This window comes from Gimesia fumaroli (assembly GCF_007754425.1).
Lineage (GTDB): Bacteria > Planctomycetota > Planctomycetia > Planctomycetales > Planctomycetaceae > Gimesia > Gimesia fumaroli.
The window spans coordinates 2685679-2709637 of record NZ_CP037452.1 but is presented as its reverse complement, the minus strand read 5'-3'; the positions used below and the strand labels follow the sequence as shown (position 1 = coordinate 2709637).

The following is a 23959-nucleotide window of genomic DNA, read 5'->3' as shown; positions in this document are numbered from 1 at the left end:
TGGTTACAGAGCAAATCTTGCCACTGCTTTGCCGATCGCCTACACTAATAGAATAGAAAATGGAGCTCTTCCGAGTTTCAATGCCAGACAAAGCACATTTCAACGTTTTGAAGTTTTAATTCTGGTAAGTTTGAATTGTGTTCTGTATATATCTCATAAGGAATCATCCATGCAAAAATTCCGCTTGATCAGTTCGTTATTCATACTCACTCTGATGATTTCCGCACCGCTCACTCAATCGATCTATGCGGATGAACAAGAAAAAGATGATGACTACTACCAGATGATGAAACTGTTCGCAGATACCTACGAACAGATTGAACGGAATTATGTAAAAGACATTGATCGGCGGGTGTTACTCGAAGCAGCGATTCGGGGCATGGTCAAAGAACTGGACCAATACTCAAACTACATCAGTCCGAAAGATCTCTCCCGTTTTAACCAGGTTGTGGAACAGGAATTCGGAGGCATCGGAATTCAGGTTCATATCGACGACGATAACGGCAGATTGACCGTAATGACGCCACTGCCAGGGACGCCCGCTTATAAAGCAGGAATTCGGGCCGGTGATATCATTGATTCGATTGAAGGCAAAACAACCAAAGGCTTCACCCTCCCGCAGGCAATTAAAATACTCAAAGGCCGGGCCGGTGAAAAAGTCAATATGTCAGTGATTCATAAAGGGACCAAAAAGGCAGAGCCGCTGACCATCAAACGTGAAATCATCCACGTTGCCACCGTTCTGGGAGACACATACAAGTCCGACGATTCCTGGGACTTCATGCTCAATAAAAAAGACAAGATCGGCTATATTCGGCTGACACACTTCAGTCGTCATAGTTCTGAAGAATTGCGGGAAGCAATTGAGGATCTGAAAAAACAGGGCATGAAAGGCCTGGTGCTCGATTTAAGATTCAATCCGGGTGGCTTACTTTCTCAAGCCACAGAAATTTCTGATATGTTTATTGAGTCGGGAAAAATCGTCAGCACCAAAGGTCGCAACAGTCGCAACCGAAAATGGGAAGCCACCAAAGAAGGCACCTATTCCGGCTTTCCTATGGCAATCATCGTCAACCGCTACTCCGCTTCTGCCAGCGAAATTCTGTCTGCCTGCCTGCAGGACCATAAACGGGCTGTCATTGTCGGCGAACGGACCTGGGGAAAAGGTAGCGTCCAGAATGTAATTGAGCTGGAAGAAGGCGATAGTGCCTTAAAGCTGACCACCGCCAGCTACCATCGTCCCAGTGGAAAAAATATCCACCGTTTCCCGGGCGCCAAGGATAGCGATGTCTGGGGTGTGACCCCCGATGAAAACTACCGGTTACGTCTGACCGATGATGAACTGGAAGCATTGGGTGTCTATCGCCGCAGTCGTGACATTCTGGACCATAGTGCCAAGCTCGACGATGAGTTTAAAGACAAACAACTCGAACTGGCATTGAAGTACATTAAAGACTCATTAAGCGGCAAAATTAAGCCGACCGATAAAGAAGCAGCAAACAAAGAGGAAGCGAAGAAACCGGAAAAAAAACCGGCAGAAAAAGACGCTAAGCCAGCCAAAAAAGCAGCCGGTCTTCCTCAGCCCGCGAAAGAAAAACTTGTCATAAAAATAACCTGATCAATCAATTCTGCGGAACTGAAATCAGCTCACTCATTTAACATAGCGACTTTCGGACTGAGATTTCTTCCGGATGTCGCTTTTCATTTTCATACTCAACACGCCCCTCATGAACCAACCTGAAGAATACCTGCTGGCAATCGAATCTTCGTGTGATGAAACAGCGGCAGCCGTCATCACACGTGATATGCGCATCCTTTCCAATGTCGTCTCATCACAAACCGATTTGCACAAAAAATTTGGAGGTGTTGTTCCGGAGATTGCTTCTCGTGCGCACCTCGAACGCATTCTGCCGGTTATTGATGATGCTCTAAAACAGGCGGGCATCACGTTAAATCAGTTAACAGCAATTGCGGTCGCAACAGAACCAGGCCTGGTCGGCTCGCTGCTTATCGGTTTAACCGCAGCCAAAACCCTGGCCATGACGCTCGACCTGCCTTTAATTGCCGTCAATCATATTGAAGGGCATCTGTTTGCCTGCCAGATGCAGGAAACCCGCCCCTTGTTCCCGGCGATCGGGCTTGTTGTGAGTGGCGGACACACGAACTTGTATCATTGTTCCGAATCATTCGAGTTCAAATTGATCGGCGCCACCATTGATGACGCTGCCGGCGAAGCTTTCGACAAAGTCGCCAAAATATTGGGGCTTCCTTACCCTGGTGGCCCTTCTATCCAGAAAACGGCGGCCCAGGGAAACCCAAAAGCCTTTCCCTTCCCACGTACGTTTCTGAAAGATCCAGAACTACGTTTCAGCTTTAGCGGCCTGAAAACCGCGGTACTGTATGCCGCTCTCGGCAATCCGGGCGCAAAACAGCAACCACCACCACTCACCGAAGACCGCATCGCAGATCTCGCGGCCAGCTTTCAGGAAACCGTCGTGGATGTGCTGGTTGGAAAATGTCGGCAGGCACTCGAACAGCATCATTATTCCACACTCTGTGTCGGCGGAGGGGTTGCTGCGAATGCTCTTTTACGCGAACGCTTAGCGGAAATGACCGACAAAGCAGGCGCTTATTTCAGTATCGCCCCTCCCGACTTATGCACCGATAATGCCGCGATGGCGGCGATCGCCTGGCATCACCTGGATCAGGGGCGGGTTGCTTCGCTTGATCTCGATGTAACTCCGGGGCTGGTTCGCTGACGAATTGCCCGAATCAATTAAGGCTGCAAAAAGCTGAATGTAAAGATCTCCGTCACATTCGTAAATTGAGGTGACAAAGACAACCGCACATATCTGCGGTCAGGCGAGACGACTGCCGAGCCCGAGAGGCTGATCCCTTCTGGAATAACACTAATCACAGGTTGATTGGCAACGCCCCCCACATTCTGGGTTCCAGTAACAAACGGCGTCTGTCGGCCAGTTGAAAACCCTACTTGTCGAGACACTCGAAAATCTTTGAGTGCCGACCGCGCACCTTTTGAAAGTGGTTGACGCAACTGCATTCGATTTTGAAACTGACTCGTTTTTTGCGAGTTGGGTGCGGGTCGTACAACCTCGGATTTTTTATTTCGTCGTCCTTTCGAAAGATCAATGGGGATTAACTGATCTTCTTTGGCCAAAGGAACAATCCTCGATTGCACCATCGGATGTTTTGATCCCCGATAGCGTGTTACTTTGAGGCGAGCCCGCTGGCCGACAATGTTTCCCGAGACATATCGCACGCGAACAACATAGGTGCCTGGAAAACCGTTTGCACACAGATATTCTTCTTTGCAATTTTCCTGTTTGGGACCATAGCCGTCCTTCAGTAATACGCCGCCTCCTGCGGTTAATGGTGTCTCAAACGAACAGACGGTTCCCTGGGGTTCTTCTACAATCAAGTCCAGATCACCATCCCCGTTCCAGGTTAGTTCCAGTTTTAAGTCTTGCTCCAAAGCCTGTTTTCTGGCGGAGACGACTCGTGCTGCTTCGGCCTTTCGCCCTGACTGATTGAATGACTGCTCCAGATCGGCCAGCGCATTCAACGCTTTTTTGTGCAATAACTGATAATCTTTCACCCACACGTGAGTCAAGATGCCCGTCGCTGCCCACAGAATCGCTTCTGTATCCTGCAGTTTCTCTGCCAATCGTAACCCCATGACATAAGGCTCAGGTCTGGCAGGCTGAAGCTTTGAAGCCTGCTGATACAACTGCAGTGCCTGTTGATCGGCATTAAATCGAGAGAGGTAAGCCGCCGAATAAACCATGCTCGGAACATCCGTGGCGGAAAAATCGATGCGTGAAAGTAAGACGCGCTGAATTTCCTGTTTAGGACGTCCGACGATTTCCATCGACAAAGCCAGCACATCATACATCCAGGGTTGTGACTGATTGTGAATCAAAGCCGCATTGATGGCGGCAATCACATGCTCGTGCTTGCCCGCCTGATGTAAATTGAAAATCAAATCGTTGACAAGCGCGGGATCTGGTTTCCGTTTGGAAAAATAATCGCTCCAGAACGCTGTCGGATCTTTGATATTATTGGTCAGCGGGGCCTTGAAATCGTTTTTCTTTTCAGGCTTGCCTTTAACAGAAACGGAGCCTTTCCCTTGGGAACGGCTCCGTGCTGTTAATTTAGATTGTCCGGGCACACCAGGTAGTGACGATTTCTCGCCTACTTTGCGGTTTCCGGTTTTTTTTTGAGTTGTTCAATCGTGCGATTATCAAATCGAAACGGATTGTCTTCGACCTGAAATTGCGCTTTTGATTCTTTGGAATCAGCCTCTCCCAGAATGTCGTCCAGAATGGATTTCATTTCCGGATCGTTGATCGGCTTGATCACTTTTTTATCAGCTTTCGCCTGCACTTTTTTCACAGCAGGCTGTTTCTGTTGAGCGTTGGCTCCATTCATCATCAAGAATTCTGGTGCGATATTAAAGAAACCTTGACCGCCACCACCTTGACCACCGCCGCCGAAGCCACCCTGACCACCGCCGCCAAAGCCGCCGCCGCCCTGTTGGCCACCAATACCACCTTGCTGTCCACCAAAGCCACCCTGGCTGCTTCCGACTGATGACTGTTGGGCAGATACGGAAATCACAAGGTCAGCTACAGGATAAACACGAGTGCTGTAAATTTCGTCCGCTTTAAGAATCGTTGTGATTTTCATCACTTCGTCTTCGATGACGTAAGTCAAACCGATCGGCTTCAAAATAATATTCAACGCACTCTTCAGTTTGATCCCACTCAAGGAAACGTTGACAGGTTCATCCGGTGTCAAACCTTCTTCCCCTAGATCGTTTGAGTTGATCAGAATCGTAATGTTATGCAATTCTGCAAAGTAAGTCATTACTTCTGAAAGTGGGATATCCGGGAAGTTCGCTTCTGTTTCTTTCTGTAACTCTTCAAAGATACGCTGCTCGGCTGGACTGTTACGATGCAAGTCGACAGCGGCCCATTGCTTGCGGCGTTCTGTTAATGCGGTCCAGACAGGTGCAGCCGGCCATCGAATAGGAGGTTCATCGGGAAACGGTACGTGTGACAATTCAACCTGGTAAAGCGTTTCCAGGAAGCGGTCAGCTCGCAAGGAACGCATCCGGAATACTTTATCCAGCTGTCCGGCTGCTTCTGAAGTAAACAGAGCCGCAGTCGCGGGCCCGTTTCCAGGTTCCATATCCACGGCAACGCGAGAAACGGCTTCTGCCTCTTCATAAGCATCACTGTTTCCGTGCTTACCATCCTGAATCAGAGAACGAACACGGTCGATCAACTGTTCCAGTTTTTCGTCTTCCAAAAGCACCTGGTCAACTAGACGTTTTTGCTGTTCCAACTGAGCCAACTGTTGTTGTTGGCGAATCCGGCGTGTTTCAGCAACTTCCATCTGACTGCGAACATCAACCATCATATTATTCAGGCGACGTTCCAGTTGCTGACGCAGATCAATATCAATATCCGATGTGGATTTAACAAAATTCAGAGTTCGCTTTAATAAACCAAGTGCTCCATTGGGATTTTCTGCAGATGTCTGACGTGCCTCTTCGATGGCGTTGGAAACCTCGATCTTCATCTGGGCTCCCTTGATCTGACGCAACTGCTCCACTTTACTGATGGAGTCGCTGATCGGAGGCTGAGGATCTCCCTTGGTTTTCGGCTCTGTTTTTGCATCAGCAGCTGGCTGCTTGGTGTCTGCTTGTGCCAGCTGATCCTGTTTAAATTTATTTGATAATTTCAGCAGTGAGTCACCACGGGAATTTCCGGGATCAAGCTGCTGCAGCAGATTTCCAAATTTGGCAGCCTGCTCAAAGTTACCACTGCGAATTGCACGTGTTCCTGCGAATTCCAGTTGAGCCATCTGCTCTTCATGGGTAGTCCGAGCCAGATTCATCATTCGCTGTCCGGCGAATGCAACTCCCAGTTCCTGTCCCTGTTCATAATTCGCCCAGGGAACAGCCAGAAAGCTGTTTACGGCCTGTGCCACCGGAACATTAAATTTCCAGACGCCATTCAAATTCCGGCTGCTCAATTCTACACTGAGTCGACCACTGAGATCGCCTCTGGCAAGATAAATGGTTTCACGGTCTGTCCGAACAGGCAGAGCACGTGATGTGTCTAATTCTAAGTTTTTATCTGAGAGCTGAATTGAGTCTGGGAAGAATACAGGAGCTTGAATTGCTTTGGCCAGTTCTTTTCCAACAATAACAGGACGATCCTGTTCACCCTCTGCTCTGTCAGTCAGAACAACGCCACCAGTGTAGACGCCTAAGGTTCCCAACAGTTGTAAATCTTTCTGAGGACCAACGGCGTAACTGTGAACGGGAATGTGTTGCGTTGCCAGCTGACGAGTGAGTGCTGCCATTTCCGGGAGAGAAATTAACCTGGCAGAACTCATTCCATCGCCAATATAAACGATCGAGCGTGGCTGTTCTTTCTGAAGACCCTGCATCACGGTTTTCAATGCCCGAGACAGATCTGTTGCCCCCAAAGGAGCCCGTGAAGTTAAAGATTCGACAGCAAGCTTCGCCTGGCTGCTTTGCGGTGTCACAAACTGATTCACAAAAGGCGTGCATTGCACATCAACTGCATAAAGGGCAATCGTAGAATCATTGGGGAGCTCACCCAGCAAAGACTTCAAGACATCCAAAGCCTGCGTTCGGTGCTCGCCTACCTGACTCGCTGATGTATCAAACAGGATCGCAATCTGCTTTCCGGAATGAGCAGAGGCTGGCAAACGATCTGCCTTTAACTGCAGAGCATAATAATGCTCGCCTTCACTGTTTTGATAACTGAGGATCTGGCCGATGTTTGATATTTCTGGAACTTGGCTTTCAGCGAAGCTTTCCGGGGCACACCACAATACGGCTGATGCGGCCCAAACAAACATTGAAATTCCAAATCTGGATACTGACATGATTTCTCTCTCCCGAGTAACTTTAGGCAAGAATGCTCTAACTCAAGGCAAGATGGACGATTGCCAAATTGCGCATTCTCCTCAATTGTGCATTGTATATTCAGTCTCGGACACCATTGAAGGAAATTCCCCCGATTTTCTCTTAATTCTCCAAATTTGGTCCGACTTGAAAAGGGCTTGGCGGCACGGACTGAAGGATCCGCGTAATTTATAGTCCGATTATGGGGAAATTGAGGATCAACGCCCACTTAGCGAAATCGACGATTTCAAGACCCCTTCGCATTAAAACGGACGCTGTATATCCAATTGTCCATTAGCTTCAGCCCATTTTCTCAATTCGTGGCCCCATAACTTAGAGGGTTTGCACCGATTCTGCTCATTAACCTGCCGCCGATTTGACGATCTTTGACAGAGACTCATCCGATTTCTGCCATCATCACAGCCTGCTGTTGATGGGGTCTGGTTACACACGGTTCGCCAATGAAGTCCTGTGTTTGATCGTACTTCTTTGATTTGTTATCGCACATGTTACCTCGACGGTTCTCCAGACAATTCACCTTATTCATCCCCATTTCAGCGCTGCTGATCGCTCTGGGGATCCTGAGCGTACGCACTGCGCCCTCGAAAGTAAGTCCGACCTCACGATCTGAGATCACTATCCGCAAACCAGTGTTGGCACCAACTAAGCCTGTCGACTGGAATCAACCGGTTAACATCATTCCTACTGGTAACCAACTAAGTATTCCGCTAGCCTGCACACAGGGTGACGAATATCTGTTAATCATCAACAACCTGGAACGAGCCCCTCATCGAACTCAAAAGATCCAGCTTTCCACTGTGTCCGATTCCAGCGAGAAAACTCCTACAGGCTGCTACTTTCAAAATACACAGACTCTCCCAAGGACCACACACAGCAGCCCTCAGGCTGTTACGACACAACAGATTCGCCGCTCAAGAAAAAAAAGCGAATCAAATTCCAACCCCAAACCACCAGCAAAGAAACGCTCCTTCTATTTATTCGTCACCGATGGCAGCCTTTCAGATCGAAATCAATATACCCGGATTACAGGACAACTAATCCAACACAGCGACCGCGTTGCCATTTATCTGGATGAACAACAGAAAACAAGCGAACTGACTCCAGGCCTCGTCGAGGGGATTCTTGAAACCCTCGAGCATCAGGTTCTCGATAAGATTACCAATCGATGCGGCCCAATCCGAGATATCGACGAGGATGGGCGATTTACGATCTTACTTTCACCATGGCTCAGTAAACTACAGGGGGGGAAAACCTCGATCAATGGTTTCGTAAGGCCTAGTGACTTTCGGAAAACGGTTTCAGAGCCGTTCAGCAACCATTGTGACATGCTGTATCTCAATTCCACACTCAAATCAGGTCAGGAGTTACTTGATCTACTCAGCCATGAAGTAACCCATGCTGCGGTATCCAGTCTTCGTGCCGTTCATTCTAATTCTCCTGCAGGTCCTTTAATGGATGAAGAGGACTGGTTGAATGAAGGCATCGCACATATTATGGAGCCCGGTTATACCAACCGCGATTACCGCATCAGTGAGTTTTATCGGAAGCCGGAAGCCTATCCCCTGGTGATTCCCGATTACTACCGCGCCCAGCTCTGGCGAAATCATGGGTGCCGGGGAGCCGTCAATCTGTTTCTAGACTGGTGCAATCAGTTGGAAACCACACAGCGTTTCCCCTATCGCTTCACACATCACCCTTTAACAGGTACTCCCAAAATAGAGCAGCTCACTGCGCGTCCGTTTCCGGAACTGTTTCGCTTGTGGTCTCTCAATCTTGCCCAACAAACTCTATGGACAGACAACCGAGAAAATTCTGACCGTGATCGGCCTACATGGCATTGTGGAAAATTTCTGCTGACGGGCCCCGCATTTCATACGTGGGATCTTTCTCATGAACCGGGAACCTCTCTGAACATCGCATCCACGGCTTCGGGATTTCTGCACCTCAAGAGAGACTCTTCCCAAAGCGAAAATATCATTATCAAAGTCAATGGATTTTCGAAGATGCAGTTAACCCTGCTGAAGATGCCACAATGCGACAATAGGCTGTCATTGACCGTAAAGCAGCTTATTCCCAGCACGAACGACATTTCGGCTACAGAATTTCTAGACGTTCGCCTCACTTGCCAACACCCGGCACGTTCCTTGGTAGAAACAATCAGCCTGGAATTCAGTGGTGCTTACCTCTCTCGAACGTCCAGACAGCCGCGACGGTTTCAAACTGCCAACCTGAATTCATCCCTGACATCACAATCAGGAAATTGGGAAGTGGCAAACGAGGGCACACACCAGGAGGGAGGAGTTCAGGTGACAGATTTCCTGATTCGGATACCGCGTACAACACTCCAGAAACAGGCGGAAGCGGACTGCCTGACATTCAAGACGGTTGTCCAGACAGAAATACAAACGCGAATTGCCATGCAAACTGATTTTAAGCTTCCCCCTCATGCAATACCGCGTCTCACGGAAGCTTCAAAACCACCAAAGAATTAATTGATCGCCTGCACTAAAAACTGTTGGCATCGTCCTGGCTTTCACCAGTATATTTTAATCGTGTGGCGAATAATTTTTTCAATCGCGAAACGGGATACATTCGCACGATTTTGTTCTTGTAGGTAATTCTTCCCTGATCATCGCGTCCCAGTTGTGCTGCGACATCGGGCTTTGCCAGACCGGCATACAAACCAGCAAACGTTTCAGGATCAACGCCGTTCCCGGCTTCCAGATCATCCATTGCATTCACACCGCCACAGGAAACAGCGAAGGCATTCAAGCCTTTGGTTGCCGTTCGCATGAAATTTTCCTGCTCCAATGCTAACTGTGCTTCAACAAGTTGCTTCACACCACGCTTGATCTTATCCTCGGTCTCCTCAGTAGGAGTTCCAGAATTCTGTTGAGCGTGTAATGTGGTGCTCTGAAAGCTCTGTGACGCCCCTAAAATATAGCCCACTGAAATCAGAAGCAAACCGACGACAACCTGGCTCAACCTGGACATGAAAGACTCCCCGTGAAATCAACTTTTGTTATGATTGACGTCGATTCAAGATGAGAATACGCATCAGACTGTTCAGATGAATTCAGTCTGCTGGCTCAAAGAGAATGACAAAATGCGACAGCGGTAGCACATATTTACTAATATTTGATGGCTCAGGTCAATAAGAACCCTGAAAAATCAACTAGTAATACCCTGATCTCAGGCAGTTCAAAGCGTAAAGCGTGTAAAAAGCACAAATGGACCCCGATCTCAGAATTCGATTCACAAAAGACGACCGAAGATGACCACTGAAGAATTCCAGCAAGGCCTTGAAAATATTGTCAGACAATTCCAGGCAGCAGATTATGATGCCAGACACCTGCTGCTCGATCTCTCAGAAAAAATTCTGGAGCTGGAAGATCAATGCCCGCCGCAACTGCCCGCTAATTTGAAAACGGAATGGAATTCAATTTGCCAGGAGATCGCAGAGGTGCAACCTGCATTCAAAAGCCATCGAAAAACGTCGATTCTGTTTGATCGACAGGGAATGGGGCAACCGGGACGACAAACCGCCATCGCTCTCATCACCAGATTCGTGGCGCTCTCAAAACTGGTTAACCGGCTCAACGCTTAATGGAACTGGCCGCTGGAGCTGTAGAAGATGAAAGAAATTAGATTGTTTTAATGTACAATCCGGTCCATATGGTTCAGAATAATCTCTTTCTGACGTTCAATTTCATCTCGATCTTCTGCTTTACACGCGGTTTCCAGGTCAGCCGCCAACTGCGAGAGTGCTTCAAACCCGTAACCGGCACTGGCCCCCTTCATTTGATGCGATAAGACTTTCAGTTCTTCAACCTGATCTGCAGATGCCTCGCGAAGAATTGCTTTTTTCTCTTCAATTCCATCAACAAACATCTCGATCAACTCGAGAAAATCTTCATCATCGCAAAAGGATGACCGAACCGGTGAATTGTCTAACATGTTGATCATTTTTCAGTACCCATCTCATTTTCTGAACTGTATTTAGCTCTGGTTCATGCTCACTCAGATATTTTATTTCATTTCGCGATGGCTGTTTCCGGCGAGCTACGACTTCTTTAATTAATAGGTTGAACAACTTTCCCTGCTAAAAAAAACCAGGAATATCCAATTTCCAGACAGAGTAAATTCCCATAAAGAAATGAATGTTCGGATTATGCCTGATCTGCCGATATCAAATTTACCAAATGAAGCCTGATTTCTATCCACATCATCAAAATCAGACTGAAATGATGATACGCAGCTCAATAAAACAAATATACACAAGAACACACAAAAGAAAGTCTGATATTGACTCAACTCCACTTTTTGCCATATACAACTTCGGTCAAATATTACCAATCAAAGCCTGTCGTAAAACCCGCACCCATTTCTCTTTAGTTCAAGATCAATACCACCTGTCATGCGATTGCTTCAGCGCTATATTCTTTTTGAATTGCTGCGCGTTTTCACTTTAATGATCACTGTTCTCACCGTCCTGTTGGTGTTTGTGGGTGCATTCCAGCAAGCCTCCAATCAGGGACTGGGTGCGCTGCTCGTCTTGAAGATTCTGCCGTTCATCGTTCCCAGCATGTTGCCCTTTACCATTCCCGCAACATTGCTCTTAACGGTCTGCGTGGTTTATGGCCGCATTTCAGGCGACCAGGAAATCACCGCCGCCAAAGCAGCTGGCATCAACGTGCTCTCCCTGCTCTGGCCTTCCTTCATTCTGGGAGGCTTTCTCAGCCTGGGTTCGCTATTGCTCAGCGATCAGGTGATTCCCTGGGCCGAAAAGAATATCGAAAACACGATTGCCTGCGAACTCGAAACGATCTTCCTGGAAAAATTGCGTTCCCAGAATCAGATCCATGATCCCAATAGCGGCATTTCGATTACTGTGATGGGAGTCAGGGACAAAACCCTGCTCGTACCTACATTCCGTTATTCTCCTCCAGGCAAAAAACCGGTACATCTGCAAGCGGAAGAAGCCACGCTGGAATTTGACCTGACCAACCAGCAGGTCATCTTGCACATCGCCAAAGGACATATTGACTTCCCTGGAAAACCGCGTTTTTACGTTGAGAAAGATGTCTTCCCCTTTCCTCTGCCCAGCCAGACTGCGATGGCCAAACCCAGACACATGAGCGTGCGATCCATCAAATCCGAACTGGGAGACCTTCAGGAAAAGCGGGGAGAATTTGAATTTCAACGCGATATCGAAGTTGCCATGCTGTTAGCCCTTGGAGATTTTAATCGATTTCAATCACCGGAAGTCAGCACCGATCTGCCTCAGAATCATGTCGAAGAAAAACGCAAGAATAAACTCAAGACAGCCCTTGCCAGTCGCTTTGCTCTAAGCTGTAGTTGCTTCTTCTTCGTTCTGGTAGGCTGCCCGTTCTCCATCGCCCAGGCACGCCGACAATTCCTCACCAGTTTTTTCCTGGTTTTTGTCCCGATCCTGCTGTTCTATTACCCTATCGTCCTGCTGACGATCAATTTATCTAAGCTGGGTAAAATTGAACCAAGCTGGTCACTCTGGGCGGGAAACCTGGGTTTGCTATGCATCGCCTTTCATATGCTGCGAAAAGTGCTCCGGAATTAAATCCCGGCCCTGCGATGCTTACTCTGTTTCCCACTTGGAAAAGAACGTCGTCAGACGGTGTGTTTCACCAAAAATATACATCGCAGCCGTAATATGCCCCGAATCCAGCCAGACTATTTCCGGCTTCTTTCCAATCGACTCCCATAATGCAAGCGAACTTTGGGGAGGCAGAATTTCATCATGCTTCGCAACCACCATCAACACATCACGGTTCTGTAGTAAATGCCCATATGTGTGAGGGTCTACCGGCTTCATAATCTTTAAAAACGACTCGTACGTTCCCCCATTCTCCAGCCAATGCTTGCGAAACTGCTTGGCATGTGGATGAGGATTTTCCCAGATTCCCAGAGCCAGATTGCCCCCGCCCAGATAAATCGCCACCTTCTTGAAGCGGGGTTCTGCCGCGGAAGACAGTGCTGACATAATCCCACCCAGACTGATTCCGGTCACTCCCATCCGCTCGGCATCTACTTCCTGGCGACTTGCCAGCCAGGCGGCAGCCTGCCGCACATCCAGCACGGCTTGAGTCATTCCCTCAGCCGTATGCTCGGGCACAAACGAGATCATCCGACGCCTCCCCTGCTCTCCCTTGCCCCGTCGCTGGGCATAGTAAGGCATCTTTATGGTCAGCGCAGCAATTCCCTGTCGTGCCAGTGAATTCGCCGACATCTCGGAAAGCTCAAAACCGCCTCCCAGAATATGCAGGCAGACACACGCAGGAAACGGCCCGGAACCTGCTGGCTGGTAGTAATGCCCGTGCACCGTATTATTCTCTGCCACTTCGGTTTTGACAGGCGAGGGAAACGTCACATCATACACGCGAACCGGCCCGCTCATCCGCTTAAACTGGCAACTGAAGGGAAACGTATGCGGCTCAAGATGAAACCGTGTGGGAACGTTTTCCTCCCCTTGGATGGTTTCAAACTGAACCTGCCCCTGCTCTGGAATGTCTACAAAAACGGGACCAGTCGGTTTACTCTCGGCCCGGATTTGCTCCGTCTGAAAACACAGACAGAGAGAGACCACACAAACCAAAATAAGAAAACGTCGATCAGACGACAGACCATGCTGAAATGTCATTGCGTATCAAATTCCCGTTCTGAGACAATTCAAATTGAAGCCACCACCAAATCCATCATTGGTGACAGAGAGATAGAACGGATTTATTTTAGACCAAACACAGGCAATTATGTAGACCGATTTTAGACAGAACCATACAGGAAGGAGAACACCGACTCAGAAATACACAAATCTTTACGATTGCTCAGACCAGACGTCGGGGGAAGACACTGCTTCTGTCCCCTTGCCGGCATTCAAAACCTGTTCAATTTCTTCAGCGGACATACCGGAAGCCAGCATGTGATGCTTCAAATCGACCTCTTTTTGATGACAGGCTATTTTCACCCAGGCGCGTGAGATAATCGCCGTCACCCCACACACAAAAGGCAGCCCGAACAGACAAATAATCGCAGTAAATCCAATGATGTCAAAATCACCCATAATTGGCCCCTGAGCAAAATTCTTCGAAATTCAAGTGAGTCAAAGTTATTTCGCTGCCGCGGCTTAAATCTTAACAGAAAACGCCAGTATTAGTGGAATTTAGAACACACGACTTAGAACCGGTCCCAAAAGGACATTTTGGCACTAAATTGTTATCTATCAGGAATTTCCGGAAAGAAAGTAAATTGACTCGGGACGACCTGCTGATAATAATGACGTTGGAACAGAAAGATTTCTCAATTTGTGTTGATCTTTTTGTAATCATTTTGCGTAAGATAGATATACTACTGAAACACGGGGGCGATCGGATTCGACTGGTTCACCGTATGTTAAGGTGGCGTGCCGTGGTTGATCAGTTGGCCACGTAAAAAGCTGATCACAATCTAATTGCAAACAAGCAATTTTCAATGGCTGCTTAATATAGCAACCCCGGCTTAGGAATCCCTGTCTGAGGAGTCCGAAGGCTGGTCACAAAATCAGACTGGCATCAGATCAATGTCCGCTCCGTCTGATGCGAGATCCGTGGTGGACTGGTTTCCGAAAGGCTCTGTTTGTCGTGCCCGAAGAAACGAGACTCAAACGATAAAATATGCACGTAGAGGCTTTAGCTGAGGGTTCACAGGACGCGGGTTCAATTCCCGCCGCCTCCACTTAAAAACAGACACTTGCGATTTTCGCGAGTGGCTGTTTTTATTTGATTTACTGCAATCTCCTTGATTTTCAAGGATTTTTTCAGCGTTAAATAGATCCAACCAGAGAAACTGCTCTTCCATAAATCACTTGTTTTCAGGTGATTCCACTTCCATTCGGGAAACCCCCTTCGCTTCCAATTTTCAAATTGTAACCAATTGATATAAAAGAGTTTGCTGGTTTTATGGACGCGAGATTAGATCCCACGTCTTTTTCTTATTATGATAAGCTGAATGGCTACAGAAACTCTTTTTTTCGCATTATCATCACTCCAGAACATTCTTTGGGCTCAGCCCGCTTCTCAAGATTTAATAAGGTGTATTTCACATGACTGCCTCGACGTCAATTCTCGCGGATAAACTGCACGAATACCCCCAACAAGATGTCATCGACGGAACCAGCGGATGTTCGGATTCGATTCTCGATGAATGCCTTAACAGTAACGACGGAGTATTGCAATTACTGCACCGTTACGCTGGCCGTACATTTTGTACGCCAGGGAAACGCCTTCGCCTTGATGCGCAGTCGTACTACCCGGACTACATGAACGGTACGGGGCTCGATGAAATCTGGATGGGTTGCACCGTTCCCATCGTGACGGGGGTCATCGACACACGCACGAATAAGGCCCCTTTTCGCGAAGGTGAATCGCACGTCCTCACTCCGAACGGACAAGTCATCTCGCTGCAGGATTTGATCCTCGCCAATCCAGAAACGGTCATGGGTGAGAAGATCACAGCCTTCTCGAAATCGCTGTACGGCGACCCGACCTGGCCGATTGTGTCCAAGAAGTTTGATAATCTGAATCCGATTCCGCATCATCTTCATTGGGCAAAGTGGGAAGTCTATGACATCAATTCTTTCGACAACCCTGGAGTCTGTCCGTCACATTATCACACCACAGCAATGGGACTGTACCCGTTCATAACGAAGGATCAGTTTCTTGACTGCATGAAGAGTTTCGGCAAAGGCGATTATAACGGGGTTCGTCATTTGTCCCCGCACACGATGATGCATATTGATAACGGCTTCGTGATGCCAAACGGTGTGCTTCACTCGCCAACGGATCTTTGCACACACGAGCTGCACGTCACAATGGATGAGCACTTCCTGGCTGAGGACCTGACGCTTGACGGACGTATCGGAGCAGCAGACGCGTTTTATGCCTGCAGGGAAGAAGACTATCCGAAGGATCGGCACGAAGACTGGGAGTACCTGGTTGAAAAGTTCGACTTCGAAGCAAATCAGGACCCGGAATTCGTTCTGAAGAATTCACGTCCGGCAATCACCGCTGAAGAATTCGCAGGCGACGGAGTAGATGCAAAGTGGATTGTTTACGGCGATTTCCTCGGCGATCAGAAGTGCTCCATTCTCCGTCTCATTATTGAGCCTGGCGCCAAGACGAAATTCTGCCCGGAGAGCCCCACCCTGTTCCACACGAATGGCGGAAGCGGCCGTGTTGGAAAGCTCAAAGTGCGATATCACCAGGATATGAAGCTGGGCGAGCTCTATCCCGAGATCGGATTCATCACTCAGGCCGCCCTTAATAACGGCGGCGTGGAAATCGAAAACACAGGAAACGAACCGCTCGTGTTGACCTTCGACTTCCCGCAGCACGCGCACTCCAAAACGCCCGGTGTTGCCACTAAATGACTTCGCGCGATGCGATCATTCGCTAACCTCTCGTTTTCTGATGTGAACGACTTACTTTCAGGAAACCCGCCTCCACTCAAAGAGGAGTTGTCCCACACGGGACAACTCCTCTTTTTTTATCGACTTCTAATAGTCTGCCTCACTTCTCTTTATTCGCACCATGCGTCCTTCTCTTCATCGCTGAATCTCCATCCCCGTCTGCTGTATAAAATTGTCTTGACACCGCCGCACCGTTCTTCATGATCTCTAGTTATGCGTCGCGCGCGTGCACACTACTGGTTCAGGTGAATCCCCGGAACGAAACAAACGGCACCATCCCATAAACCGCTGGTTTGAGCACGATTTTCCCAAACCAACCCCAAAAAAGTTATGCGGGTCAACACACACCGCCGCATAAAACCACTTAACCAACACTGCCCGCCGCTCACACAACACGTCCCGCCTCGCTTCTCCACTAAACATTTCTCAAATCCCCTTGACCGCTCCACGCCGTTCACAAAGATTTGTTTCACAATCATGATACTCTCTCCAGATGTAGGCGCGAGTCGATGTGCTCACCCGCCTCACGACATCCAAGTAATAACAAACGACCCACTGGAATATATTTAAAAAGTAAGCGGGTCGGCGTTAGACGCCGGTATTCTCCTATTCAATGAGCCGCCCCGCATTTGCAAAGACCAATTCAAATTAAGAAATACGACCTGTCCGCCAGCAGAATCCAGCTAAAAGGAACGTTTCACCAGCAAACCAATCCTACCAGATACGACCGACAGCATGAGAGATAAACACCCCGCACAAGGCGTGAGCAAACGCTCCCTGATCAAGCTGATCGGAAACATCTAGACAACGAATATTTCTCAGATCACGAAATCAGAAAGCCTTCGCCATTAACCGCACAGCGTTAGCCCCGGTTGAACTTTTTCTGCAAGAATTGAGGTAAAGGGTCAGTTAACAATCATAGAGAACGGTCCCTGTCTCATCCTCTGAATCGTCGTTTTAAGGTTCCGGACACCTTTTTCTTGTCCGGCTCAATAAGTTGACTCCATAAGGAAGTGAGCACTGATCATTGAGCAGAATTACTTCTGCAGATTGCGGAAAAACGTGCCGCGAATGTTTCGCATCGACTGCCAGATATTGGCCTTAAAATCTTGTGGCGAAACGCAGACGAACAGATAACCGTGCCTGGTGGTTTTGTCTGTCCAGGCCTGAATGATGAGATTCAGCGTTTGCGGTTTCTGCGTAACAAACGGTTCAGTCCATTCGACCGTTGCCGCATATTCTTTGAGCCCGGGGGGGTAAATCTTCTGCGAATCGACGGGGATGGCTTTGGTCAGTTTGCAGGTAAACCCGCTGGTATCGATTTTCTTTTTTCGGCTGTTGAAGATGGTACGAGACAGCCCCTGATAATACGTGAGTAATTCGCGTTCGATGTTTTTGGGGGTGAGTTCACTGCCGGGATCGATTTTAAATACGAAGAAGTAGGAAAAAAACGTGTTCGATTTTTCCTGAAACATGCCCGGCGAAAACCGGGCTTCTTCGATCCCTTTAAATTGCATTTCTTTGGCAAAGGAAGGGGGCAGTGAAATTTGCTCCCCCCTCCAACCAGCGGGAACCGTGATCTGCTTTGCCAACTCCGAATCGGCAGCCAACACCATATTCGTGGCAGACAGAATTGCGAGTAACATGATCAATCGGCGCATATCAAAAGCCCGCCTGAAAGGTGTTTTCTTTATTGAGGAATACTGGCTGTAGAACGTATCACACTTTACCGTAGCATCTCTCAATCTAATCTACTCGATTCAAATGGCCCTGGAGACGGTACAATAAACCTGGACACAGGGCTAAGTCGAGGCGATTTCGAAGCCGGTGCGGTAGTCCCGCGTCAAATATTTATTTGCAGCCGAGTTGTTCGTGATTTTGACGGCTTTACCATCGAATTCGAGGGTTTCACCCGGGAAGTACGCGGCAACATTTCCTAACTGCACGGCTTCGGTCAGATGTCCGCCGTATTCAAACCCGTCGCTGGGCTGTTTTCCGGACAAGCAACCATCGACCCAGCCGTGATAATGATCGAGACTTTCTACCGGTTCGATTTTCACACCTTCGATGTTGACGAACGGCTGGCCGACATGGGGCAGAATCATGTTCCCTTTTTGACCAACGAAAACTGAGCCGCTGTTCGGCAGAGATTGCCCGGGTAACAGTTTGGCGATTCCGTTACTCGGCCGCCGTCCGCCATCGTACCAGGTAATCGGCAAGCTGCGACTAGCCGTATACTGCGTGCCGGGAACGACGTATTGAATGGTTTCCTGAGCGGGCCAGACTTCGTCGTTCATGCCGGTGTGTTCCGAGCGCACGCTAATGGGGTCACCCGTAATTTTAAGGGCCGTATATACCGGGTCGAGTAAATGGCAACCGAAATCGCCGATGGCCCCGGAGCCGAAGTCCTGCCAGTCTCTCCATGTAAAGGGATGGTACACGCGGTTTCCGCCGTAAGGACGCATGGGAGCCACGCTGATCCAGAGGTTCCAATCGAGCGATTTTGGCACCGCTTCATTCTTCACAGGTGGTTCGAGTAAACCGCTGCGACCATGTCCGGTGGTGCCGACCCAGGAATGGATGGCCGTTACTTTCCCGATGACGCCATCTTGAATCGCTTTCACTCCGGTGCGATAAGCCGAGTGCGAATGAATCTGGTTTCCCATCCGCGTGATGACGCCTGCCTTTTTTGCCTGCTGTCGCATCTGGCGGGCTTCCCAAACCGTGCGCGTCAGCGGTTTCTGGCAGTAAACGTGCTTCCCGCGTTGCATCGCGTCGATGCTGATGATGGCGTGTGTATGGTCGGGGGTCGAAACCGAGACGGCATCGATTTTATCACCCAGTTCATCCAGCATTTTTTTGTAGTCCTGGTAGATGGGAGCCTCAGGGGCCAAAGGCTTGACTTTTTCGGTCCGCGACAAATCGACATCGCAAAAGGCGACGCATTTCACTTTGTCGTGGCTGGCGATGAGCTTGATATCGGAATACCCTTTGCCGTCGGTACCGATGCCCGCAAACTGCAATTGCGAGTTCAAATTTTGTCCGCGGACAAATGCCGGTGCGGCAAAAGCGGACGCGGCTGCAACGGATGTTTTCAAAAAATCCCGGCGGGTGGTATCTGAGGTGGATGTCATGATGGTGGGTTTCCTGTCGAGTCAATGAGTGAGAAGTATATTATGTCAAAACCGGTTTATGATTCTGGGTAGGCATCGATTATAACATAAACGGTCCGCGATACGTCAATTGAGACCGCGTGGTGAAGTGTAAGTAAATTCGGAATTCGTTCTGCGACTGGTTTTGACGGTAGTCCCTGAATTTTGATTCGTGATTCTGGTGAGCATGTTTGTTAACATAGTAATCAGCAGATGATCCAGGATTCATAAAACGAATGCGATTCTGGCAGGAGCAGTTTGTTTGTAACAATCGGCGCACAGGAAAACCATGACCATTTGACTGAAAGAGGAAACTATGTTTTGGCGGACAATATTCTTCACCCTGCTCGTCTGGTATGCCACGGAACCTGCCAGCGAAGCACAGGCCGAGTCAGGTCAACTGCGAGCGGGGGCTTCCGCGGTTGATGTTTCACCACACTTGTTCCCGATCAGCTTGCGAAGTGGAAAAGCGATGGACCAAAGTGCCATCCATGACCCGCTGCATGCCAGGGCGATCGTCTTGAATGATGGCAAGACCATTGTTGCGATTGCCGTACTCGATGCACTCGGCGCTCCCCCCGAAATGTTGAACGAAGCAAAACGGATCGCTTCCAAGAAGACTGGTATTCCCGTCGATCGCATCCTGATTTCATCGACGCATACGCACTCGGCTCCTCCTTCCAATCGGACGGAAGGTTCTCCGGGGGATGTCGCTTATCGGGACGTTCTGATTAAAGGACTGGCCCAATCCATCATTCAGGCGTTCGATCAACAGCAAACTGCTTCCCTGGGTATGGCCTCTCATGATCTTCCTGAAGAAGTATTCAATCGACGCTGGTTTCTGAAGCCCGGAAAGATGCCCCCAAATCCCTTTGGAAAAATGGACATCGTGAAAATGAATCCGGGAACCAGCCCAGCCGTGCTGGACCGGCCCGCTGGCCCCACCGATCCGGAATTGATGGTGCTTTCCATTCAGAACCAGAAGCGAAAACCGCTGGCCTTATTGGCCAACTATGCGTTGCACTATGTGGGAGGCATCCCCAAAAAGCATGCTTCCGCAGACTACTTTGGCGAGTTCGCCCGCCTGATGCCAAGTCGTCTGCGCGCGGGTCAGAATTTCGTAGCCATGATGTCGAATGGCGCCTCAGGAGATATCAACAATATCCCCTTTCTCGTGAATCGCCCCCCCCGGGAGCCGTTCGAGCAAGTCCGCATTGTGGCGAGCAAAGCCGCCGATACCGCTTATTTCGCTTACAAGAAAATTGAGACCCACAAACGCGATATCACCATCGACATGCTTGAGAGACAGGTCGACTTGAAATACCGACGCCCCTCTGCAGAAGATGTGTCCGCAGCACAAAAAGTGCTCGCATTAAAAGACAAGAACGCAATCGCCAGGCTGCCTAAAAAAGCCGTCAACTACGCACGCAAAGTGGTGCAGGCTCACGAACGTGAAGAAGACTCTCTCACAGTCACAATCCAGGCCATTCGCATTGGTGAGTATGCCATCGTGGGAATTCCGTTTGAGACACTGGTCGAAATCGGGCTGGAACTGAAGGATCGGAGCCCGTTCGCGCGCACGATGGTCATCGGATTAGCCAACGGTCGACACGGCTACTTACCACCTCCCGAACAACATCGGCTCGGCGGTTACGAAACCTGGCTGGGCACGAATGTTGTCCAAAAAGATGCTTCAGTAATCCTGACTGACAATCTGTTGGAGATGCTGGAAGAACTTAATATGCGTAAATAACCCTCAGCAACAGGTGCGGAGTACGTAAAAGGAGCCAAGGTTCAAGTCCCTGCGCCCTCATTTTCTTACTCGCTTCTCTATGACTGCTAATTCAGCAGAGAATAAGGGAGGAAGCGCACTTCCTTCTATTCATCGAACAATATCCCACACAGATAAAAAAACGATATTATTTTGTGTGTTGATAGCAAATAACTTCCCTTCCACCCAGTTATTTCCAAGGTTGCTGGCAACATACTTTATATTCGAACTTTGAAGCTCTTCCATATTATTGTGTGAGCGATAAGGGGCAGACGGTGATTCGGAGTCTGTTTTGGTTAAACGTAATAAATTCTCAGTCTTTGCTATCTGAGGATTTTGCAACCTATCGGGTGAAAGAGATGTAATCTTGTAATCAGGGTTATGCCAGATCGAGTTACTATTGGAAAAATTATTAAAATTATATTGGATTTTAGTTGGGACGGGACCACTCTGCCAAGATTCGATACTCCACGGTGGTTGGGTATTAAGCCATGACTTGATTGTCTTAGAGTCTGCCTTGAATATTAGATGATACGCGCCACCTCCCCTGAAACTATCAGGATTGCGCGTATCACCGATTGATAATAATACTGAATCATTCGGCCACTCCTTTCCAGTATAAGTATAAAACGTACTTTCAATATTTTTCATTACTCTTTGGGATGGAGTGGGCACTAAACTCATATAGTACCCTACTCCCACAATACTTAGAAAGCCTACTAAGAAAATTAACCAATGCTTAAAATGGAGCTTCATGTTTGATAATCTATTTGGGGATCGAAGGTTAAAGTAGAATTGGGTAACGTATAAGGGGTCAGGAAATTTTTACGTAACGAAATTATCCCTTAAGAGCCCTGCCCCCCATTTTATCTTCCTGTTGGAAATGCTGGAAGAACTTTATATGCGTGAAGAACGCTCAAATGTGTTTTTTATCTTCAAAGTAGAAAAGAGACAATGATGCTGAACCGACGTGTTTTGTTAGCAGCGATGGGAACCGTTCTTTGCCTGACCACGACAGGAGTCTCCTTTGCGGCCAAACCGGACACCTCTGGTAAACCCAACATCATTCTGGTGATGGCGGATGACCAGGGCTGGGGCGACACCGGTTATAATGGTCACCCGTTTGTGCAGACGCCGTCACTCGATGCCATGGCGAAGGACGGGTTCGTCTTTGACCGCTTCTATGCCGGTGCGCCGGTCTGTTCGCCGACCCGTGCCAGCGTGATGACCGGGCGGAATCCGAATCGAGCCAAAGTCACGAACCATGGCCGCTACATGCGACCGCATGAGCAGACCATCGCAGAAACGTTGAAAGCGGCCGGATATGTCACCGGCATTTTCGGTAAAGTGCACCTGGGTTCGGGCCAACCCGACTCGCCCTGCAATCCCAGCGGCATGGGGTTCGATGAATGGGTGATCGGCCTCAACTTTTTCGACAACGATCCCTACCTGAGCCGCATGGGAAAGATCGAGCATCGTCAGGGAAAAGGCTCGGTCATCCTGATGGATGATACGCTTGACTTCCTCAAGAAACACAAGGACGGCGACAAGCCGATCTTTACGGTCGTCTGGTTCCCCTCTCCACACGCCCCGCACGCGGAAGTGCCGGATGGCTCCAGTCTTTATAAGGGCAAACCCAACGCGGCGTACTACCGCGAGATCACGCTGCTCGATCAGCAGGTCGGACGCCTGCGGCGCGCACTCAGGGACATGGGCATGGCGGAGAATACCATCGTCTGGTACTGCAGCGATAACGGTGGGCTGGTCAAGGAAACGTCCGGCGGTCGCGAGAAAAAGGGGAGCATCTACGAAGGGGGCCTGCGCGTGCCGGGCATCATCGAATGGCCCGCACGCAAGCTCAAAGGTCGCACCGCGGTCCCTGTGGCGACCTTTGATATTTATCCCACCCTGCTGGCGATGGCCGGCGTGGAGTTGTACGCGCCGCACCCGCTCGATGGCATGGATGTGAGCGGCATCATTTCGGGGTCGGTGTCCGAACGCAGTAAGCCGATGGGTTTCTGGCACAAATTACAGGGCGGGCAAGGAACGCGGAGCGACCAGATTCAGAAAGCGATCATGGAAAAGCAGCAGGCCGGCGCCCCCTTACCGCATGATCCCAAAAGAGTTCGCAAAGACGTCGACGAATTCCCCCAGTTTCCCGAAGAGACCACGACCGGGCATGCCGCGTGGACCGACTGGCCCTGGAAACTGCATCGGATCAACGGCACCAAATTCGAACTCTACAATCTAAGCGATGACCCAATGGAAAAAACCGATCTTTCCCAAAATCCTCAACAGACCAAGCGGGTAAAACGGATGAAGCAGGAATTAGATACATGGATGCGGTCTGTGATCCGCAGTATCAATGGAAAAGATTATCAGGAAACGAAGTAAAAACTGAATGAGGAATGTTACAGGGGACAAGACTGATTGGCCCTGCCCTCTTTTCACTTTCTGTGTATGTATTGACGTCGCCTACTCCAACGTAGGGGCGGGACCCACGTGTCCGCCCGCCTTGCGACATTCCATTTACAATAAAAAGAACAATTGGAACCAGCGCGAAAGGTAATACA

General features: G+C 49.1%; 17 protein-coding genes and 1 other RNA gene. 9 read left to right on the top strand and 9 right to left on the bottom strand.

All coding sequences use genetic code 11. The features are described from left to right. Positions 1 to 169: 169 nt before the first annotated feature. Positions 170 to 1618, top strand: coding sequence for a S41 family peptidase (locus Enr17x_RS10270; protein ID WP_145308382.1), 1449 nt, complete (start codon positions 170 to 172; stop codon positions 1616 to 1618). A 109-nt stretch (positions 1619 to 1727) separates the two neighbouring features. After that, positions 1728 to 2759 (top strand): tRNA (adenosine(37)-N6)-threonylcarbamoyltransferase complex transferase subunit TsaD, encoded by a 1032-nt coding sequence (gene tsaD, locus Enr17x_RS10265; protein ID WP_145308380.1) that lies wholly within the window; start codon positions 1728 to 1730, stop codon positions 2757 to 2759. A gap of 17 nt (positions 2760 to 2776) precedes the next feature. Here tsaD and Enr17x_RS10260 read toward each other — a convergent pair whose 3' ends face one another. Both Enr17x_RS10260 and Enr17x_RS30245 read right to left on the bottom strand, forming a co-directional pair. Next, the gene (locus tag Enr17x_RS10260; protein WP_145308378.1) at positions 2777 to 4189 is read right to left on the bottom strand and encodes a YfaP family protein; all 1413 of its coding nucleotides are present in this window, start codon (positions 4187 to 4189) and stop codon (positions 2777 to 2779) included. 23 nt (positions 4190 to 4212) lie between these two features. Beyond that, a complete protein-coding gene (locus Enr17x_RS30245; protein WP_145308376.1) occupies positions 4213 to 6945 on the bottom strand; it encodes a vWA domain-containing protein in 2733 nt (910 codons plus the stop codon). Positions 6946 to 7470: 525 nt separating this feature from the next. Between Enr17x_RS30245 and Enr17x_RS10250 the strand changes: the two genes are divergently transcribed. Beyond that, entirely contained in the window at positions 7471 to 9477 is a 2007-nt protein-coding gene (locus Enr17x_RS10250; protein ID WP_232101013.1) for a hypothetical protein, read from the top strand. A 13-nt stretch (positions 9478 to 9490) separates the two neighbouring features. Here Enr17x_RS10250 and Enr17x_RS10245 read toward each other — a convergent pair whose 3' ends face one another. Continuing rightward, entirely contained in the window at positions 9491 to 9979 is a 489-nt protein-coding gene (locus tag Enr17x_RS10245; RefSeq protein ID WP_145308372.1) for a hypothetical protein, read from the bottom strand. A 280-nt stretch (positions 9980 to 10259) separates the two neighbouring features. Here Enr17x_RS10245 and Enr17x_RS10240 point away from each other — a divergent pair, with 280 nt between their 5' ends. Then, positions 10260 to 10592, top strand: a complete 333-nt coding sequence (locus tag Enr17x_RS10240; RefSeq protein WP_145308370.1) for a hypothetical protein — start codon at positions 10260 to 10262, stop codon at positions 10590 to 10592. A gap of 47 nt (positions 10593 to 10639) precedes the next feature. On the opposite strand, the gene Enr17x_RS10235 is transcribed toward Enr17x_RS10240, so the two are convergent. Next, positions 10640 to 10942, bottom strand: coding sequence for an Hpt domain-containing protein (locus tag Enr17x_RS10235; RefSeq protein ID WP_198001083.1), 303 nt, complete (start codon positions 10940 to 10942; stop codon positions 10640 to 10642). Positions 10943 to 11402: 460 nt separating this feature from the next. On the opposite strand from Enr17x_RS10235, the gene Enr17x_RS10230 reads away from it, so the two are divergent. Further along, positions 11403 to 12581 (top strand): LptF/LptG family permease, encoded by a 1179-nt coding sequence (locus tag Enr17x_RS10230; protein WP_145308366.1) that lies wholly within the window; start codon positions 11403 to 11405, stop codon positions 12579 to 12581. Between the two features lie 18 nt (positions 12582 to 12599). Here Enr17x_RS10230 and Enr17x_RS10225 read toward each other — a convergent pair whose 3' ends face one another. Both Enr17x_RS10225 and Enr17x_RS10220 read right to left on the bottom strand, forming a co-directional pair. After that, positions 12600 to 13661: an alpha/beta hydrolase family protein gene (locus Enr17x_RS10225; RefSeq protein WP_145308364.1), complete on the bottom strand. Its 1062-nt coding sequence runs from the start codon at positions 13659 to 13661 to the stop codon at positions 12600 to 12602. A gap of 174 nt (positions 13662 to 13835) precedes the next feature. After that, entirely contained in the window at positions 13836 to 14081 is a 246-nt protein-coding gene (locus tag Enr17x_RS10220; protein WP_145308362.1) for a hypothetical protein, read from the bottom strand. Positions 14082 to 14377: 296 nt separating this feature from the next. Here Enr17x_RS10220 and ssrA point away from each other — a divergent pair. Both ssrA and Enr17x_RS10210 read left to right on the top strand, forming a co-directional pair. After that, positions 14378 to 14734: a transfer-messenger RNA gene (gene ssrA / locus Enr17x_RS10215) on the top strand. A 364-nt stretch (positions 14735 to 15098) separates the two neighbouring features. After that, positions 15099 to 16424: a hypothetical protein gene (locus tag Enr17x_RS10210; protein ID WP_145308360.1), complete on the top strand. Its 1326-nt coding sequence runs from the start codon at positions 15099 to 15101 to the stop codon at positions 16422 to 16424. Positions 16425 to 17500: 1076 nt separating this feature from the next. On the opposite strand, the gene Enr17x_RS10205 is transcribed toward Enr17x_RS10210, so the two are convergent. Beyond that, positions 17501 to 18124: a hypothetical protein gene (locus tag Enr17x_RS10205; RefSeq protein WP_145308359.1), complete on the bottom strand. Its 624-nt coding sequence runs from the start codon at positions 18122 to 18124 to the stop codon at positions 17501 to 17503. A 141-nt stretch (positions 18125 to 18265) separates the two neighbouring features. Continuing rightward, positions 18266 to 19597: a Gfo/Idh/MocA family protein gene (locus tag Enr17x_RS10200; protein ID WP_145308356.1), complete on the bottom strand. Its 1332-nt coding sequence runs from the start codon at positions 19595 to 19597 to the stop codon at positions 18266 to 18268. A gap of 334 nt (positions 19598 to 19931) precedes the next feature. Here Enr17x_RS10200 and Enr17x_RS10195 point away from each other — a divergent pair, with 334 nt between their 5' ends. Further along, positions 19932 to 21368, top strand: coding sequence for a hypothetical protein (locus Enr17x_RS10195; RefSeq protein WP_198001082.1), 1437 nt, complete (start codon positions 19932 to 19934; stop codon positions 21366 to 21368). Between the two features lie 129 nt (positions 21369 to 21497). Here Enr17x_RS10195 and Enr17x_RS10190 read toward each other — a convergent pair whose 3' ends face one another. Next, on the bottom strand, positions 21498 to 22037 hold the full coding sequence (locus Enr17x_RS10190) for a hypothetical protein (RefSeq protein WP_232101012.1): 540 nt from the start codon (positions 22035 to 22037) through the stop codon (positions 21498 to 21500). Positions 22038 to 22343: 306 nt separating this feature from the next. Here Enr17x_RS10190 and Enr17x_RS10185 point away from each other — a divergent pair, with 306 nt between their 5' ends. Beyond that, on the top strand, positions 22344 to 23780 hold the full coding sequence (locus Enr17x_RS10185; protein WP_145313977.1) for a sulfatase-like hydrolase/transferase: 1437 nt from the start codon (positions 22344 to 22346) through the stop codon (positions 23778 to 23780). The last annotated feature ends 179 nt before the right edge of the window (positions 23781 to 23959 follow it).

What these genes read in the sequence shown, in the direction of transcription:
- Enr17x_RS10270 (WP_145308382.1), top strand. Translation starts at nt 170, where the DNA reads ATGCAAAAATTCCGCTTGATCAGTTCGTTATTCATACTCACTCTGATG.
- tsaD (WP_145308380.1), top strand. Translation starts at nt 1,728, where the DNA reads ATGAACCAACCTGAAGAATACCTGCTGGCAATCGAATCTTCGTGTGAT.
- Enr17x_RS30245 (WP_145308376.1), bottom strand. Translation starts at nt 6,945, where the DNA reads ATGTCAGTATCCAGATTTGGAATTTCAATGTTTGTTTGGGCCGCATCA.
- Enr17x_RS10250 (WP_232101013.1), top strand. Translation starts at nt 7,471, where the DNA reads ATGTTACCTCGACGGTTCTCCAGACAATTCACCTTATTCATCCCCATT.
- Enr17x_RS10245 (WP_145308372.1), bottom strand. Translation starts at nt 9,979, where the DNA reads ATGTCCAGGTTGAGCCAGGTTGTCGTCGGTTTGCTTCTGATTTCAGTG.
- Enr17x_RS10240 (WP_145308370.1), top strand. Translation starts at nt 10,260, where the DNA reads ATGACCACTGAAGAATTCCAGCAAGGCCTTGAAAATATTGTCAGACAA.
- Enr17x_RS10235 (WP_198001083.1), bottom strand. Translation starts at nt 10,942, where the DNA reads ATGTTAGACAATTCACCGGTTCGGTCATCCTTTTGCGATGATGAAGAT.
- Enr17x_RS10230 (WP_145308366.1), top strand. Translation starts at nt 11,403, where the DNA reads ATGCGATTGCTTCAGCGCTATATTCTTTTTGAATTGCTGCGCGTTTTC.
- Enr17x_RS10225 (WP_145308364.1), bottom strand. Translation starts at nt 13,661, where the DNA reads ATGACATTTCAGCATGGTCTGTCGTCTGATCGACGTTTTCTTATTTTG.
- Enr17x_RS10220 (WP_145308362.1), bottom strand. Translation starts at nt 14,081, where the DNA reads ATGGGTGATTTTGACATCATTGGATTTACTGCGATTATTTGTCTGTTC.
- Enr17x_RS10210 (WP_145308360.1), top strand. Translation starts at nt 15,099, where the DNA reads ATGACTGCCTCGACGTCAATTCTCGCGGATAAACTGCACGAATACCCC.
- Enr17x_RS10205 (WP_145308359.1), bottom strand. Translation starts at nt 18,124, where the DNA reads ATGCGCCGATTGATCATGTTACTCGCAATTCTGTCTGCCACGAATATG.
- Enr17x_RS10200 (WP_145308356.1), bottom strand. Translation starts at nt 19,597, where the DNA reads ATGACATCCACCTCAGATACCACCCGCCGGGATTTTTTGAAAACATCC.
- Enr17x_RS10195 (WP_198001082.1), top strand. Translation starts at nt 19,932, where the DNA reads ATGTTTTGGCGGACAATATTCTTCACCCTGCTCGTCTGGTATGCCACG.
- Enr17x_RS10190 (WP_232101012.1), bottom strand. Translation starts at nt 22,037, where the DNA reads ATGAAAAATATTGAAAGTACGTTTTATACTTATACTGGAAAGGAGTGG.
- Enr17x_RS10185 (WP_145313977.1), top strand. Translation starts at nt 22,344, where the DNA reads ATGCTGAACCGACGTGTTTTGTTAGCAGCGATGGGAACCGTTCTTTGC.